Genomic DNA, 15,412 nt, shown 5'->3' with positions numbered 1-15,412 from the left:
GTCGCAGTGGGCGTGTGTCATGTGCGGCTCCGGTGCGGTGTGGGCGGCTGTCACATGTGGGCGCCGTGGCTGGGCGCGGGGGTGACGGGCGCGTGGGCGATGAGGTGGCGGACGAGGGTGAGCAGGGTCTGGACGCCGGACGCGGAGATGCGGGCGTCGCAGCGGACGACGGGGACCTCGGGGTGCAGGTCGATGGCGGCACGCACCTCCTCGGGGTCGTAGCGGTGGCCGCCGTCGAACTCGTTGACGGCGACGATGAATCCGAGGCCGCGCTCCTCGAAGAAGTCGACGGCCGCGAAGCACTCCTCCAGCCGCCGGGTGTCGGCGAGGATCACCGCGCCGAGGGCGCCCTCGCACAGTTCGTCCCACATGAACCAGAAGCGCTCCTGGCCGGGCGTGCCGAACAGGTACAGGACGTGTTCCGGGTCGAGGGTGATGCGGCCGAAGTCCATGGCCACCGTCGTCTCGACCTTGTTCTCGATGCCGTCGAGGTTGTCGGTGGCGGCGCTGACGGTGGTGAGCAGTTCCTCCGTGCTGAGCGGCGCGATCTCGCTGACGGCGCCGACGAAGGTGGTCTTGCCGACACCGAAGCCGCCCGCGACCAGGATCTTGAGCGCGGTGGGGAACGGGTCGGCGCCGTAGCCGTCGTCCTGGTCGGAGTGGTCGGAGTGGTCGGAGTGGTCGGAGTAGTCGGCGTAAGGGTCAGAGTTGTCGTCGTAGTCCATCGAGCACTGCCTCCAGAAGGGCCCGGTCCGTGGGGTTGTGGTGGAACTCGGGGGGCTTGGTGGTGAGGACCCCGCAGTCGACGAGGTCCGACAGCAGCACCTTGGTGACCACCGCCGGCAACATGAGGTGCGCGGCGACCTCGGCGACCGATACGGGCGCCCGGCACAGGTCGAGGGCCTGCGTGTGTTCGGGGCCGAGATAGCCGAGGGGGGTGGCTCCGGTGGCCATCACCTGCGAGATGAGGTCGAGGGCGACGGAGGGGCGGGTACGGCCGTTGCTGACCGTGAAGGGGCGCACCAGCCGTCCGGCCGCCTCGTCGAGCCATGGCCCGTCGCCGGCCGCCGTCACGCTCAAGGCCTCATCGCCGGGGGTTCGACGGACTGCTGCCGGGGAGCGGTCACCAGGTAGGGGCGGACGCTCTTGACCAGCATGGCCATCTCGTAGCCGAGCACGGCGGCGTCGGCCTCACGGCCGGCCAGCACGGCCAGACAGGTGCCGGAGCCGGCGGTGGTGACGAACAGCAGCGTCGAGTCGAGCTCCACGACGACCTGGCGGACGTCACCGCCGTCGCCGAACCGGACCCCGGCACTGCGGCCCAGGGAGTACAGGCCGGAGGCCAGGGCCGCCATGTGGTCGGCGCTGTCGGGGTCGAGGCCGTGGACCGACTTCACGAGTCCGTCGCAGGAGAGGAGCACCGCGCTGCTGGTGTGCGGTACGCGCTGTACGAGGCCGCTCATCAGCCAGTCGAGATCGGATACATGGCCGGTGGGGGCATCGGTCGCCATGGTGGATCGACTCCTTGGGATACGAAGGTCTGCGGGCGCGCCCGTGGGTGCGCCGGCGGTCATTGCGGTGGGGGTGGTGACGGCGGCGGCAGCTGCGGTCATCCGGCTGGTCCGCTCCCGTCGTGCCGGGCGGGGTGGTCCGGGGGCGTACGGACGGCCTCCCACTGCGGGGGCTCGTCCTGGTGCGCGCGCACGTCCATGTGCGGTACGGCCATGGGGAGTTGCGTCACCACGGGGGGACCGTCCGGTCGGCGGCCGTCCGGCGGCGAGACGGCCGCCGCAGGAGTCCCGGAGTCCGGGTACGAGGCCCCCGGTTCCGCGGGCCCCGGTTCCAGGCGGGCGGGCTCCGTCGGGGTGTGGTCCGGGGGCGCGGGGGTGTCGACGTGCGGGGTGTCCGGGCGGGCCGGTGCCGCGTGGCCGGGATCTGCCTGGTGCTGGGCCTCCGCGAGGCCGATGCCGCGCTGGAACGCCGCCATCAGACCGGGGTCGTGACCGACCGGGTCCTCCGCGTCCTGACGGGGTGCCGGGCCCCCGCGCAGCTGGGGCACGATGTGCTCCTGGGCACGGCGACGGGGCAGCGTGGGCTTGCCCATCGTGCCGCGGACGGTGCCGGTGCGCGGGGCGAGCGGCGCGGCGGCGTGTTCCTCGACGGTCGGCCGGTCGCCGGGGCGGATGCCGGGTACGGCCTCGGCCGGGTTGGGCCGCTGCTCGTGGGTGCCGCGGACCGGCAGGGGCGAGGGGGCGGGCGGCGGGGCGGCGGGAGCAGGCCGGGGCGCGGGGTCGGGCGCGGGCCGCCGGGAGCGCGGTGGCGCCACGGGCGGTGCCGGCCGGGCGGCCTCGGGTGCGGGACGGGGCGTGGACCGGGGTGCGGGATGGGGCACGGGCTGGGGGTGCTGCTGGGGCGGCGGGGCGGGGCGGTCGGCGTCGGGCCGGCTGCCGAGCAGCGCCTGCGGCACGACGAGGACGGCCTGGACACCGCCGTAGATGTTGCTCTGCAGCCGCACCGTGATCCCGTGCCGCCGGGCCAGTTGGGAGACCACGAACAACCCGATCCGGCCGTCCGCGAGCAGGCGGGCCACATTGACCTGGTCGGGGTCGGTGAGCAGGGCGTTCATCTTGTTCTGCTCGTCGACGGGCATGCCGAGTCCGCGGTCCTCGACCTCCACGGCGAGACCCGAGGTGACAAGGTTGGCGCGCAGCAGCACCTGGGTGTGCGGGGCCGAGAACACCGTGGCGTTCTCGACCAGTTCGGCCAGCAGATGGATCACGTCGGCGACCGCGTGGCCGCGCAGGGTGCCATCGATCGGCGGCACGAGTCGCACCCGCGAGTACTGCTCGACCTCGGCGATGGCCGAGCGCAGCACCTCGGTCATGGAGACCGGGTTGCTCCACTGGCGCCGGGAGACGGCCCCGCCGAGCACGGCGAGGTTCTCGGCGTGGCGGCGGATGCGGGTCGCGAGGTGGTCGACATGGAAGAGGCCCTTGAGCAGGTCGGGGTCCTCGATCTCGTTCTCCAGGTCGTCCAGGATCGCGATCTCGCGGTGCACCAGCGACTGGAGGCGCCGGGCGAGGTTGACGAAGACCTCCAGCTTCTGTTCGCTGCCGGCCTGGCTGGAGAGCTGGGCGGCCTGCACGACGGCGGTGACGGCGCCGTCGTGCGCGCGGGCCAGGTCGGCGGCGAGCAGCTCGAAGTCGTCGGCGTCCTCGGGCGGGCCGCCGCGCGGCTTGCGCTGCGGAGGCAGCTCGCCGCGGCGCAACGCCTCGACGAGGGTGAGCAGATCGGCCTCCCGGCGGGCGCTGCTGCGGCGCAGCGCGCCGACGCGGTCGTGCACCGCCCGGGCGGCGCGGCCGGCGGCGATCACGGCGATCCCGATGCCGGCGAGCGTCACACAGACCGCGCAGGCGAGAACGGCCCACAGGGTGAGGCTGGTGCGGGCGCCCGTGGAGCGGACGGTGAACAGCACCGCCGCGCAGGCGCTGAGCGCGACCGCGAGCGGGGGCAGTACGGCCAGCCGCAGCAGCTGGGGCCGTATGTGGGCCTCGGGCAGCGAGGGAGCGGTGTGGGCGACCGGCCGTCCGTGCCGCCCGCCCTCGCGGCGGTCTGCGCGTGCGGCCGGTGCGCGGAGGTGTGACATCGGGCGTCCTCGTACTGGTCCAGCGGTCGGAAGCCGGGGCGGGCCCGGTCGGCGTGACACGGGCATGCGTCGGCTCGGTGCCGGCCGACGACGGCGAGAGGAATGCGGCCGTGCGTCGCCCGACGGACACTCACAGTAGTCGGCAACGCATCATGTGCGGTGGGCAGTTGACAAAGTCCTACGGCCCGCGTCCCGCTCTGGTATGAGGCCTCGTACGACAGACCGATAAGCGCGCCCCGACAAGGACATCGATGCCGTCATGGATCGATCCGACCTGGTCGGAAGCGGTCAGGAAACGCCGGACCGCGAGGCACGCCGCCGACACGGAAGAAGGCCGGGGCGATGAGCCCCGGCCCCGCCGGTGTGCCGGTCCCCGACCGGAGGACGGCGATCCGCGACCGCCGCGAGAACGAGATCCCTACCGCTCGCCCGCGAGGTCGAGGTCGCCCTTGGCGGACGGCGCGGCGCCGGTGTCCCGGCCCCGCAGCCAGTGCCGGGCGACGGGCGCCGTGACCGTGCGCCACCAGGGGTCCACCGGGAGGTCCCCGGCCGGCTCGAAGGGCTCGCCGGGCCGGGGCAGCGCCACCGCCGCTCCGGCCTCCTCGGCCGCGTCCTTCGTCCACTCGCCGGGCTCGGCGTAGGGGTGCGGGGCGAGGTTGAAGGTCCCCCAGTGGATGGGGAGCAGCACTCCCGCCGAGGCGTCGCCGCCCTGCAGGTCCAGATGCGCGCGGACGCCCTCCTCGGGAGTCATGTGGATGTCCGGCCAGTACTGGCTGTACGCGCCGATCTGGATCATCGTGGCGTCGAACGGGCCGTGGTCGGCGCCGATGTCCCGGAAGCCCTCGAAGTAGCCGGTGTCACCGCTGTGGAACAACCGGTGGCTCTCCCCCGCGACGACCCAGGACGCCCAGAGCGTGTGCTGGGTGTTGCGCAGGCCGCGGCCGCAGAAGTGGCGGGCCGGGGTGGCGGTCAGCGTGAGCCCGCCGACCTTGGTCGACTCCTGCCAGTCCAGCTCGCGCAGCCGGTCGGCGGACACGCCCCAGTGCTCCAGGTGGGCGCCGACGCCGAGCGGCACGGCGAACAGCGTGTCCGTGCCGGCCAGCGCCTTGATCGTGGGCAGGTCCAGGTGGTCGTAGTGGTCGTGCGAGATGACCACCACGTCGACCGGGCCGAGCGCGGTCAGGGGCAGCGGCGCCGCGTGCAGCCGCCGGGGCCCGGCGAAGGCGAACGGCGAGCAGCGCTCGCCCCAGACGGGGTCGAAGAGCACCCGCTGCCCGTCGATCTCCGCGAGGACGCTGGAGTGACCCAGCCAGGTCAGCCGCAGGCCCGAGGCGGGCGGTCGCGCGAGGTCCGCCGCTGTCGTGGGGTACACCGGCATGGCGCCGTACGGGGTGCGGCGGTTACGGGCGTCCTTGTCGAAGTAGGTCTTCGCGAAGTCGAGCGTCGAACCCGAGGGCCGGATCCGTGAGGGCCCTCCGGGGTTCTGGAAGACGCCGTCCTTGAAGTGGGGCGATCTGCGGATGCGCGCCATGCGCTCGCCGCTCGGCTCCACGCCGAAGGCCGCGGGCCGCAGCGCGCGGAGCCCGGAGCTCAGGGAACGGGAACCGGCCACGGTACCTCCAGGTGGAATCGGTGGAAGCTCCATTATGGTCCGCCCCACCGACACCATCGGCCGCCCGCCCCCCATACTGACTCGTGATTCAGTACGCGTGTTCGCGCGCGAACCGGGAACAGCCGCCGCCACAAGGAGCTTCCGTGACCGCCCCCCTTCTCTCGCTCACCTGGACCGACCACGTCACCGGCCGCCGGGGCTTCCTGGTCGTCGACCGTCTGGTGCGAGGGGTCGCCAGCGGCGGGCTGCGGATGCGCCCGGGCTGCACCCTGGAGGAGGTCACCGGGCTGGCGCGCGGAATGACCGTGAAGGAGGCCCTGCACTACGACCCCGAGGCCCGCTACGTCCCCCTCGGCGGTGCCAAGGGCGGCATCGACTGCGATCCCCGGGACCCGGCGGCGTGCGGGCTGCTGGTGCGGTACCTGCGGGCCGTGCGGCCCTACGTCGAGAGCGTCTGGACCACCGGCGAGGACCTCGGCCTGACACAGGACCTGGTGGACCGGGCCGCCGCCGAGGTGGGGCTGGTCTCGTCGATCCAGGCGGTGTACCCGCTGCTGGACGACGAGGCGGCGGCGCGGCGGCGCCTCGCCGAGGCGTTCGCGGTGGCGGTGGACGGGATCGGGCTGGGCGAGCTGGTCGGTGGCTGCGGGGTCGCGGAGTCGGTGCTCGCGGCCCTGGACCGGGCCGAGGTGCCCTGGGCGGGCACCCGGGTGGCCGTGCAGGGCATGGGCACCATGGGCGGCGCCACGGCACGCTTCCTCACGCGCGCGGGCCTCAGGGTCGTGGCCGTCGCCGACGTCCGGGGCACGATCGCCAATCCGGCGGGTCTCGACGTCGAGGCGCTGCTCGCCGCGCGCGACGCGTACGGCACGGTCGACCGCGCGGCGCTGCGGCCCGGGGACCAGGAACTTCCCGGCGACGCCTGGCCGGCCACCGACGCCGAGGTGCTGGTGCCCGCCGCCGTGTCGTACGCGATCGGCCCCGCGGAGCAGGACCGGATCACCGCCCGCTGGATCGTCGAGGCCGCCAACATGCCCGTCCTGCCCGAGGCGGAGAAACAGCTCACCGCGCGCGGGGTGACGGTCCTGCCCGACGTGGTGGTCAACTCGGGGACGAACGCGTGGTGGTGGTGGACGCTGTTCGGCGACATCGGCGCGGACGCGCAGGAGGCCTTCGCCCACACACGGCGCTCGATGCGCGCCCTGACCGACCTGGTGCTGGCCCGTGCGGAGGCCGACGGGAGCACGCCGCGTGCCGCCGCGCACGCCCTCGCCGGGGAGCGGCTGTCGCTGCTGACGGAGCGCTTCGGGTCGTACCGCTGACCTGAAGGTCACCGCGCGGCCACCGTTCGGACGTGGCCCGTTAGGGTGACCCGGTGGCGAGAGTGCGGTTGAGCGTGGCGGAACGGCGCGAGGAGTTGTTGCGTGCCGCCGTGGAACAGATCGAGGAGCGGGGCGTGGCGGCGGTGCGGATCGCCGACGTGGCGTCCGCGCTCGGCGTGAGCAACGCGCTGGTGCTGTACCACTTCTCCACCAAGGAGAAGCTGGTCGCCGCCGCGTTCGCGTACGCGGCCGAGGACGATCTCGCCCACCTCGCCAAGCTGCTCGGCCGGCGCACGACGGCCCAGCGCAGGCTGCGGGCCGCGGTGCGCTGGTACGCGCCGACGGGACCGGCCAAGGGCTGGCGGCTGTGGATCGAGGGCTGGGCGGCGGCGCTGCGCGAGCCGGCGCTGCGGGAGGTCACCCAGGACCTCGACAGGCGCTGGAAGGCGGCCATCGCCGAGGTCATCGCCGAAGGTGTGGCGGCGGGCGAGTTCCGCTGCCCCGACCCCATGGGCGCGGCACTGCGCCTGACGGCCCTGCTCGACGGGCTCGCCGTGCAGATCACGTCGTACGCGGGAGCCGTGTCCCGCGCGCGTGCGCAGGAGTGGGTGGACGAAGCGCTGGCGCGGGAACTCGGCCTGACGGGGATGCCGGCGGCTCAACAGCGCTGAGCCGCCGACCGGTTCGTCACCTTCACGACATAGGCAACATGAGTGCCATATGCGGCATACGCGGCATTGTCACGCCCTCACGCCACGGAAGCGATCCACGTCCTGATGTCGTCCGGCGACAGCACACCCTTGGCGATGACATGGTCGCCCGACGACTCGCCGCGCAGCCGTCGGCCGATCCACGGCACCAGGTACTCACGCGCCCAGTGGACGTCGTCCCGGCGCACGTCGAGGGCACCGCGCGGCGGAAGCGGCGGCCACGGCTGCTCCGGGTCGGCGGGGACGGCCAGGCGCAGGGCCTGCCCGGCGCGCAGCGCCACGCGGGTGTGCCCTTCGGGCGACAGGTGCAGCCGGTCGTGGTCCCAGGCGCGCCGGTCCTGCACGGACTTGAGCGACCACAGGTCGAGCACGGGACAGCCGTACCGGTCGGCGATGGCGCGCACATGGCCGTTGTAGGTGGCGATCTTGCCGCGCAGATGCCGCAGGAGGGGAACGCCGCGGGTGTCGAAGCCGGTGGTCACGAGGACGGTGCCCACGGTGGCGGTCAGCGCGGCGACCCCGCGCTCGAAGCGCTCCGCCACGTCGTCGGGGTCGGTGCCGGGACGGATGATGTCGTTGCCGCCGGCGCTGAACGAGACCAGGTCCGGGGCGAGTTCCGCGGCCCTCGGGACCTGCTCCGCCACGATCTGGTCGAGCAGCCTGCCGCGCACGGCGAGGTTGGTGTACTGGAAGTCGCCCTCGGCCCGGCGGTCCGCGAGCAGTACGGCGAAACGGTCGGCCCAGCCGACGAACGCCCCGTCCGGGCCGGGGTCGCCGACGCCCTCGGTGAAGCTGTCCCCCACCGCCACGTACGACCCGATCACTGATGTGCTGTCACTCTTCGAATCGTCTGCCACGTCGGGACATGATTCCTGTTCGAATGTGACCTACGCGACCGTAGGCAGGGGTTGACGGACGGTGAGAAAGGCCACGGCCAAAGGATTGGTCAACTCCGGAATAAGGCCGGTGCGCCCGACGGCGGGTACGCCGAAGGCCGGACCCCGGAAGCGGGGTCCGGCCTTCGGCCGGTGTGCGAGGCGGGCGTCAGCCGACCGTCACGCCCTTGGAGGCGAGGTAGGCGACCGGGTCGACGTCCGAGCCGTAGTCCGGGGTGGTGCGGATCTCGAAGTGCAGGTGCGGGCCGGTGGAGTTGCCGGTGGAGCCCGACAGGCCTATCTGCTGGCCCCCGGTCACGCTCTGACCGCTGGAGACGGACAGCGAGGAGAGGTGGGCGTACTGGGCGTAGAAGCCGTCGGCGAGCTTGATGACGACCTGGTTGCCGTAGGAACCGGCCCAGCCCGCGGAGACGACCGTGCCCGCGCCCACGGACTTGAGCGGCGTGCCGCTCGCGGCAGCGAAGTCGACACCCGTGTGGTAGCCGCTGGCCCACATGCTGCCCGCCACGCGGTAGGCGGTGCCGACGCCGGCGCCGTCCACGGGGGCGGAGAAGCCGCCGGCGGCCGGGGCCTCGGCGGCGGCGGGCTCGGGCGCCTCCGCCTCCGCCGCGGGCTCAGAGCTCTCGGAGCTCTCGGAGCTCTCGGAGGACGGTGACGCGGTGGCCGCCGAGGAATCGGCCGCGGAGGAACCGGAGGACGACGAGGCCGGCTCGTCGGCGCCCGACTCGGCCCGCTCGCCGATCGTGAGCTTCAGACCGGGGTGGATGAGCGAGGGGTTCTCGCCGACCGCCTCCCGGTTGTCCTCGTAGAGCCGCTGCCAGCCACCGTTGACATCCTGCTCGTCGGCGATCTTCGCGAGGTAGTCGCCCACCCGCACGGAGTACGTCCGGGCGCCCGACTTCTGCGCGGCGGCCTGCTTCTCGGCGGACTGCTTCTCGGCGACCTGCTGCCGAACGGCCGTCTGCTGGGCCGGGATCGACGAGACGGCCTTCTCCGCGGCGGACTGGACCGGGGCGGCGTGGGCGCCGGCGGCCCCCATCAGCGGCAGGGCGAGCGCGGCGCCACCGGTTCCGGCGACGGCGATGGAGCGGGTGAAGCGCTGGGTCTTCGGACGGCGGTGCTTACCCTTCGCGGGCATGGCGAATTCCTCTCCGGCGCCTGCGAGGTGAGCTGTCGGGTGCGGACTGGAGATGTCCGGCCGCGTGGGGACGCGGCTGTACCCCAAGCCGTTCCGGAGACCGGAACAGGCAGTTGTACCTGTGGGTCCCCCGCTCCTGCCGAACACGGGTGGGTTAGCGCGGGCACCGGGCGGCGGCAGGATTCGGCGTCCGTCCGGATCGGGTGGAACGTAAGCGACCGAGACGCAACGGGACAAGCAAGAGGTTTCACCGGAACGCCGTTTTCGTGATCCGTTCGCCCGATTTCCGGTCACACTCCGTGCAGTGGGGCGCATGTGCATTCCGTAAACGCCCTTGAAGGCATGTGAATTACGTGAGCATGACGAGCGACGCTCGGTCACGAATATGACGCTGCTCACGTGACACTGCTCCAGGCTTCCCCATTCCAGAGCGAGTTGGAGCGAATTTCGTTATTGAGACAGAAGGTACAGAAAGGACATACGAGGCGTGTCGCCGCTGGATCGCGTGTCGTATCGTCAAGGCGTGCCCGTCGACGAGTCGCGCCGGCGGGGTGGATGGGAGGGAGCCCCCGTGACGCAGCAGGTGCCGTCGACCGAGCCCGAACTGGCCGGAGTGCGCAACTTCCGTGACGTGGGCGGGCTGCCGACGGTGGACGGACGCCGGGTGCGGCAGGGAGTGCTGTTCCGCAGCGGCCACCTCGCGCACGCCACCGCACAGGACGCCGTGTTCCTGGCCTCCCTGGAGCTGCACACGATCTTCGACTTCCGCAACGCCGCAGACCAGAAGCTGGAGGGCCCGGACGTGGAGCTGCCGGGCGTGCGCAACGTGAACCTGCCGCTGACGGACCCCGCGGACGGCGCCGAGTTCTGGAAGATGGTCCGGGACGGCGATCTGGAGCAGCTGCGCGAGGTCCTGTCCGACGGCAAGGCGGCGGACCGGATGATCACCTCGTACCGCGCGATCGTCACGGAGCGCACCGCCGAGCACTCCCAGGTGCTGCACGCCCTCGCCGAGGACAGCGTCCCCGCGCTGATGCACTGCGCCGCGGGCAAGGACCGCGCCGGCCTGTCGATCGCCGTCACGCTGCTCGCGGTGGGCGTGGAGCGCGAGGCGATCCTCGCCGACTACCTGGAGTCCAACGCCAAGCACCGCCGCTACAAGGTGCACCGGGGCGGCAGCTCCGCCTCCGCCTACTCCCCGGAGGTCATGGAGCTGCTCAGCCCGCTCTTCGACGCGCGCGCCGAGTATCTGACGGCCGCGTTCGAGACCATCGAGGCGACCTGGGGCGACGTCGACACCTATCTGGCGCAGGGGCTCGGCGTCACCCCCGGGACCCGGGAGCGACTGCGCGAGCGCCTGCTCGACTGACTCCTACTTCACCCCCGCCCCCTACTTCGCCCCGACCTCGAACAGCAGATAGAGGAAGCCGGCGAAGAGGTGTCCCGCCACGATGTAGATGACGAACCGGACCCAGATGCCGCGGGGAATCTTCCCCTCGATGTCACTCATGGCGTGTCTCCCGTGATAGGGCCGAGGCACAGCACGGCCGTGGGGCTCTGCAGCAGGGTGTGGACGAAGAGGAGGTCGACCCCGCCCGGGTCCTGGGCGGCGATGCGGTGCGGGGTCAGTGAGTCGAAATGGGCGCTGTCGCCCGGTTCGAGGGGGTGCGCGGCGTCCCCGAGGCGCAGCAGCAGCCGGCCCGTGAGGACGTAGAGCCATTCCTCACCGGGGTGCACCCGGACGATGTCGCCCTGCGAGCCGTACGGCACGTGCACGCGCAGGGCCTGCATGCCGCGGCCGGGGGCGCCGGCCTGCCAGTACGTCCAGCCGCCCGCGCCGCTGGGCTCCATGTCGGCGGCGCGCACGACGGCGTCCCGGTCGGGGACCGTCTCGCCCAGCAGCTCCGAGACGGTCGTACTGTAGACACGGGCGAGCGCCAGCAGCATCGGCAGCGAGGGCTGGCGCTGTCCGGTCTCCAGCCGCGACAGATGGGCGGGTGACAGTCCGGCCGCACGGGCGGCGGCCTCCAGAGTGAGGGAGGCCCGGCGGCGCAGGTCGCGGAGCTGCGGGGCGACGACCGGCAGCGCACCGGCCGCTTCTGCCCCGGTCTCCGGGGAGGAGTTCATGGCTCCATTGAGCCGGATTCTTGCCCCTGGGGCAAATTACTTGCCTCAGAGGCAAAAACCTCAAGTTCGTCGGCCCGCCGCAGCGGAGCCCCCGGCGTCAGCGGTGGGCCACCGCCTGCTTCACCAGCGTCCTGCCGAAGTCCCACACCAGCCCGCCGCCGCTGTGCGCGTCGTCCATCACCTCCGTGAAGGCCGCCACGAACCGGTCGACCTCGGGCTCCCCGATGATCAGCGGCGGAATCAGCTTGATCACCTCCAGATGGTCGCCGGAGACCTGGGTCAGGATGCGGTGCCGCTGGAGCAGCGGGACGACGACCATCTGCGCGAAGAGTCCCTTGCGGGCCGCCTGGAGCATGGTCCAGCGGCTGCGCAGCTTCAGCGACCGGGGCCGGCCGAACTCGATGCCGATCATGAGCCCCCGGCCGCGCACGTCCGCGAGCAGCTCGTACTTGTCGACCAGTGCGGCGAGCCGGGACCTGAGCAGTTCCCCGGTGGTCCGGACGCCCGCGACGACCTGCTCGCTCTCCATGACGGACAGCACCGCGAGCCCGGCCGCCATGGCCTGTGCGTTGGAGCCGAAGCTGGCCGAGTGGACCAGCACCCGGTCCATCGACGAGTAGACCTTCTTGAAGATCCAGTCCTTGCCGAGCGTGGCGCCCACCGGCACATAGCCTCCGGAGAGCGCCTTCGCCACGCAGACCAGGTCCGGCTCGACGCCCTCCTCGTGCTGGTAGGCGTAGAAGTCGCCGGTGCGCCCGAGGCCCGTCTGCACCTCGTCGGCGATGAGCAGCGCCTTGTGCCGGTGCAGCAGGTCCTGGGCGGCCCGCAGGTAGCCGGGCGGGGCCTCGTGCACGCCCTTGCCCTGGATCGGCTCCACGATCAGCGCGGCGACGTCGCCCTTCTTCAGCTCGCGTGCCAGGGCGTCGAGGTCGCCCAGCGGGACGGCCGTGTCGGGGAGCAGCGGGGCGAAGCCGTCGCGGAATCCCGCCTCGCCGTTCACGGACAGCGAGCCGGTGGTCAGGCCGTGGAAGGCGTGCGCGCAGTACAGGACCCTGGGCCTGCCGGTCACGAACCGGGCGAACTTCAGCGCGGTCTCCACCGCCTCCGTCCCGCTGTTGCCGAAGAACACCCGGTCCAGGTGGGGGCTGTGCGCCAGCAGCCGCTCGGCGAGCAGGCCGGGCAGCGGCTGGCAGTCGAACCGGGTGAGGTCGGCGAGCTGCGCGTCCAGGACGTCGTGCAACGCCTTGCGCACGACGGGGTGGTGACGGCCGAGGCCCATCACCCCGAAGCCCGCGAGCATGTCGAGGTAGTCGTTGCCCTCGGCGTCCCAGAAGTGGGCGCCCTCGGCCCGCTCGTAGACCTTGTCGAAGCCGATGGTGTGCAGCATGCGCGGCAACTGGTGGTTGAGGTACCGGGCGTGCAGCTCGTAGCGCTCGGCCCCCCGTTCGGCCAGCAGCGCGCCGAGGTCGAACGTGCCGCCGGGCGCGGGCTCCGGCGAGGGCGAGGCGGGTTCCGCGGTGGTCATGGGTGGTTCTCCTTGGACAGCGTTTCCCCGGCGGCGGTCGCCTTGGAGGACTGCTCCGGCACCGGTACGACGGCCCCCCTGGTGGGCTTCCGCGGTGCGGACCGCTCCTGGCGTACGGCCGGGCTCGCGCCGATCCGCCCGGCGATCTCGACCGGCGTGAGGCCGATGTCGGCGAGGACCTCGCTCCGCTTGGCGTGCGCCAGGAACTGCTCGGGGATGCCGAACCGCCGCACCGGCACGTCCACGTCGGCATCGCCCAGCGCCAGCGCCACGGCGGCACCGACCCCGGCCGCCCGGCTGTTGTCCTCGACCACTGCCACCAGCCGGTGCTCCGCGGCGAGGCCGGGCAGCGCCGGATCCACAGGCTTGACCCACCGCGGGTCCACCACCGTGCAGCCGATCCCCCGGGCCTCGAGCAGCTCGGCGGCCTGCAGGCACACCGGCGCCATCACACCGACCGCGACGAGCAGCACCTCGGGGGCCTCGGCCCGGTGCAGCACGTCGATGCCGCCCACCCGGTCGATCGCGGGGACGCACGGCCCCACGGACTCCTTCGGGAACCGCACCAGCGTGGGCGCGTCGTCGACGGCGACCGCCTCGCGCAGCTGCGCCCGCAGCTGGTCGGCGTCGCGCGGGGCGGCGATCCGCAGCCCGGGCACGACCTGGAGGACCGACATGTCCCACATCCCGTTGTGGGAGGCCCCGTCGACCCCGGTCACCCCGGCCCGGTCCAGGACGAAGGTCACCCCGCAGCGGTGCAGCGCCACGTCCATCAGGAGCTGGTCGAAGGCGCGGTTGAGGAACGTGGCGTAGACCGCGACGACCGGGTGCAGTCCGCCGGTGGCGAGACCGGCCGCGGAGACGGCGGCGTGCTGCTCCGCGATCCCGACGTCCCAGACGCGGTCGGGAAACCGCTGGGCGAACGCGCCGAGGCCCACCGGGTGCAGCATGGCCGCCGTGATCGCGACGACGTCCTCGCGCTCCTCGGCGATCCGCACGATCTCCTCCCCGAACACCGAGGTCCAGGAGGGCCCGCCCGCGGGCGCCAGCGGCTCGCAGGTCAGCGGGTCCATCACGCCGACGGTGTGGAAGTGGTCCTCCTCGTGCGCGAGGGCCGGTCCGTAGCCGCGGCCCTTCTCGGTGCGGCAGTGCACCAGCACCGGCCCGTGGAAGCGTTTCGCGCGTCTGAGCGCCGACTCGACGGCCCCCACGTCGTGCCCGTCGATCGGGCCGACGTACTTCAGACCGAGGTCCTCGAACATGCCCTGGGGCGCGAACGCGTCCTTGAAGCCCTTCTTGGCGCCGTGCAGCGCCTCGTAGAGGGTGTGCCCGACGATCGGCGTGCCCTGGAGCACGTCCTTGCCCCAGGCGAGCACCCTCTCGTACGAGTCCGTGGTGCGCAGCGCCGCCAGATGGTCGGCGAGGCCGCCGATGGTGGGGGCGTACGAGCGCTCGTTGTCGTTGACGACGATGATCAGAGGACGGTTCTTGGCGGCCGCGATGTTGTTCAGCGCCTCCCAGGCCATCCCTCCGGTCAGCGCGCCGTCGCCGATGACCGCGACGACATGGCCCTTCTCCCCCTGCACCTGACGCGCCTTGGCGAGCCCGTCGGCCCAGCCGAGCGCGGTGGAGGCGTGCGAGTTCTCGATGACGTCGTGCTCGGACTCCTCCCGCGAGGGATACCCGGACAGGCCGCCCTTCCCGCGCAGTTTGGAGAAGTCCTGACGCCCGGTCAGCAGCTTGTGCACATAGCTCTGGTGGCCGGTGTCCCACAGGATGCGGTCGACCGGCGACTCGAAGACCCGGTGCAGCGCGAGGGACAGTTCCACCACGCCCAGGTTGGGCCCCAGGTGGCCGCCGGTCCTCGCGACCGCGTGCACCAGGAACTCCCTGATCTCTTCGGACAGTTCGCCAAGTTGCGCCTCGGACAGCGCCTTCAGGTCGCGTGGTCCCCGGATGCTCTCCAGAATCGTCACGCTCGGGCCCCCTCTCGGTCCGTGCCTCGTGTCAGCTCACAGTCACTGCCGGTTTCCCCGTGCCGGCCAAGTCGTCCTTCGCCGCCCCGTCCCGCTCCATCCGGTCGGCGATCTTCATGGCCTCCTCGATCAGCGTCTCGACGATCTTCGACTCCGGGACGGTCTTGATGACCTCGCCCTTGACAAAGATCTGGCCCTTGCCGTTGCCGGAAGCGACGCCGAGGTCCGCCTCGCGGGCCTCGCCGGGACCGTTGACGACACAGCCCATCACCGCGACGCGGAGCGGCACCTCCATGCCCTCCAGCCCCGCGGTCACCTCTTCGGCGAGCTTGTAGACGTCGACCTGGGCGCGGCCGCAGGAGGGACAGGAGACGATCTCCAGACCGCGCTCCTTGAGGTTGAGCGACTCCAGGATCTGGATGCCGACCTTGACCTCCTCGGCGGGCGGGGCCGACAGCGA

General features: G+C 72.4%; 14 protein-coding genes, 1 pseudogene and 1 riboswitch. Of the genes and pseudogenes, 3 read left to right on the top strand and 12 right to left on the bottom strand.

Annotation, left to right across the window (positions count from 1 at the left end; all coding sequences use genetic code 11):
• Positions 1 to 50: 50 nt before the first annotated feature.
• The 5 genes from ACZ7LV_RS36660 to ACZ7LV_RS36640 form a co-directional block, all read right to left on the bottom strand.
• Positions 51 to 725: a GTP-binding protein gene (locus ACZ7LV_RS36660; protein WP_471945688.1), complete on the bottom strand. Its 675-nt coding sequence runs from the start codon at positions 723 to 725 to the stop codon at positions 51 to 53.
• Positions 703 to 1,074 carry a DUF742 domain-containing protein gene (locus tag ACZ7LV_RS36655; protein WP_399892167.1) on the bottom strand — a complete coding sequence of 124 codons (372 nt, stop codon included), beginning with the start codon at positions 1,072 to 1,074 and terminating at the stop codon, positions 703 to 705. The genes ACZ7LV_RS36660 and ACZ7LV_RS36655 overlap by 23 nt, the downstream gene beginning before the upstream one ends.
• A gap of 2 nt (positions 1,075 to 1,076) precedes the next feature.
• Positions 1,077 to 1,511 (bottom strand): roadblock/LC7 domain-containing protein, encoded by a 435-nt coding sequence (locus ACZ7LV_RS36650; protein WP_399890654.1) that lies wholly within the window; start codon positions 1,509 to 1,511, stop codon positions 1,077 to 1,079.
• Positions 1,512 to 1,609: 98 nt separating this feature from the next.
• Complete coding sequence (locus ACZ7LV_RS36645; RefSeq protein ID WP_471945687.1) at positions 1,610 to 3,646, bottom strand: sensor histidine kinase; 2,037 nt, start codon at positions 3,644 to 3,646, stop codon at positions 1,610 to 1,612.
• 418 nt (positions 3,647 to 4,064) lie between these two features.
• Positions 4,065 to 5,258, bottom strand: coding sequence for an MBL fold metallo-hydrolase (locus tag ACZ7LV_RS36640; protein ID WP_471945686.1), 1,194 nt, complete (start codon positions 5,256 to 5,258; stop codon positions 4,065 to 4,067).
• 143 nt (positions 5,259 to 5,401) lie between these two features.
• Here ACZ7LV_RS36640 and ACZ7LV_RS36635 point away from each other — a divergent pair, with 143 nt between their 5' ends.
• Positions 5,402 to 6,580, top strand: coding sequence for a glutamate dehydrogenase (locus ACZ7LV_RS36635; protein ID WP_471945685.1), 1,179 nt, complete (start codon positions 5,402 to 5,404; stop codon positions 6,578 to 6,580).
• Positions 6,581 to 6,633: 53 nt separating this feature from the next.
• On the top strand, positions 6,634 to 7,251 hold the full coding sequence (locus tag ACZ7LV_RS36630; RefSeq protein ID WP_471945684.1) for a TetR/AcrR family transcriptional regulator: 618 nt from the start codon (positions 6,634 to 6,636) through the stop codon (positions 7,249 to 7,251).
• Positions 7,252 to 7,328: 77 nt separating this feature from the next.
• On the opposite strand, the gene ACZ7LV_RS36625 is transcribed toward ACZ7LV_RS36630, so the two are convergent.
• Positions 7,329 to 8,114, bottom strand: coding sequence for an SGNH/GDSL hydrolase family protein (locus ACZ7LV_RS36625; RefSeq protein WP_471945761.1), 786 nt, complete (start codon positions 8,112 to 8,114; stop codon positions 7,329 to 7,331).
• A gap of 220 nt (positions 8,115 to 8,334) precedes the next feature.
• Entirely contained in the window at positions 8,335 to 9,324 is a 990-nt protein-coding gene (locus ACZ7LV_RS36620; RefSeq protein WP_471945683.1) for a M23 family metallopeptidase, read from the bottom strand.
• Between the two features lie 4 nt (positions 9,325 to 9,328).
• A riboswitch (cyclic di-AMP (ydaO/yuaA leader) is annotated at positions 9,329 to 9,486 on the bottom strand.
• 409 nt (positions 9,487 to 9,895) lie between these two features.
• Here ACZ7LV_RS36620 and ACZ7LV_RS36615 point away from each other — a divergent pair.
• Complete coding sequence (locus ACZ7LV_RS36615) at positions 9,896 to 10,693, top strand: tyrosine-protein phosphatase (RefSeq protein ID WP_471945682.1); 798 nt, start codon at positions 9,896 to 9,898, stop codon at positions 10,691 to 10,693.
• Positions 10,694 to 10,714: 21 nt separating this feature from the next.
• Here the strand turns inward: ACZ7LV_RS36615 and ACZ7LV_RS36610 are convergent, their stop codons facing one another.
• The 5 genes and pseudogenes from ACZ7LV_RS36610 to ACZ7LV_RS36590 all read right to left on the bottom strand — a co-directional run.
• Positions 10,715 to 10,834 carry a DUF6126 family protein gene (locus ACZ7LV_RS36610; protein ID WP_471945681.1) on the bottom strand — a complete coding sequence of 40 codons (120 nt, stop codon included), beginning with the start codon at positions 10,832 to 10,834 and terminating at the stop codon, positions 10,715 to 10,717.
• Positions 10,831 to 11,451, bottom strand: a complete 621-nt coding sequence (locus ACZ7LV_RS36605) for a helix-turn-helix domain-containing protein (protein WP_471945680.1) — start codon at positions 11,449 to 11,451, stop codon at positions 10,831 to 10,833. Before ACZ7LV_RS36605 ends, ACZ7LV_RS36610 begins: the two co-directional genes overlap by 4 nt.
• A gap of 97 nt (positions 11,452 to 11,548) precedes the next feature.
• Entirely contained in the window at positions 11,549 to 12,976 is a 1,428-nt protein-coding gene (locus ACZ7LV_RS36600) for an aspartate aminotransferase family protein (protein WP_471945679.1), read from the bottom strand.
• Positions 12,973 to 14,952, bottom strand: coding sequence for a 1-deoxy-D-xylulose-5-phosphate synthase (gene dxs, locus ACZ7LV_RS36595; protein WP_471945678.1), 1,980 nt, complete (start codon positions 14,950 to 14,952; stop codon positions 12,973 to 12,975). The genes ACZ7LV_RS36600 and dxs overlap by 4 nt, the downstream gene beginning before the upstream one ends.
• A 31-nt stretch (positions 14,953 to 14,983) precedes the next feature.
• Positions 14,984 to 15,412, bottom strand: a pseudogene (locus ACZ7LV_RS36590) (flavodoxin-dependent (E)-4-hydroxy-3-methylbut-2-enyl-diphosphate synthase); the annotation flags it as partial.

This window comes from Streptomyces sp. NPDC107562 (genome assembly GCF_055657325.1).
This window is presented reverse-complemented; position numbering and strand designations above follow the sequence as displayed.

Coding starts and splice junctions, on each gene's coding strand:
- ACZ7LV_RS36660 (WP_471945688.1), bottom strand. CDS start 725: ATGGACTACGACGACAACTCTGACCCTTACGCCGACTACTCCGACCAC.
- ACZ7LV_RS36650 (WP_399890654.1), bottom strand. CDS start 1,511: ATGGCGACCGATGCCCCCACCGGCCATGTATCCGATCTCGACTGGCTG.
- ACZ7LV_RS36645 (WP_471945687.1), bottom strand. CDS start 3,646: ATGTCACACCTCCGCGCACCGGCCGCACGCGCAGACCGCCGCGAGGGC.
- ACZ7LV_RS36620 (WP_471945683.1), bottom strand. CDS start 9,324: ATGCCCGCGAAGGGTAAGCACCGCCGTCCGAAGACCCAGCGCTTCACC.
- ACZ7LV_RS36610 (WP_471945681.1), bottom strand. CDS start 10,834: ATGAGTGACATCGAGGGGAAGATTCCCCGCGGCATCTGGGTCCGGTTC.
- ACZ7LV_RS36605 (WP_471945680.1), bottom strand. CDS start 11,451: ATGAACTCCTCCCCGGAGACCGGGGCAGAAGCGGCCGGTGCGCTGCCG.
- ACZ7LV_RS36600 (WP_471945679.1), bottom strand. CDS start 12,976: ATGACCACCGCGGAACCCGCCTCGCCCTCGCCGGAGCCCGCGCCCGGC.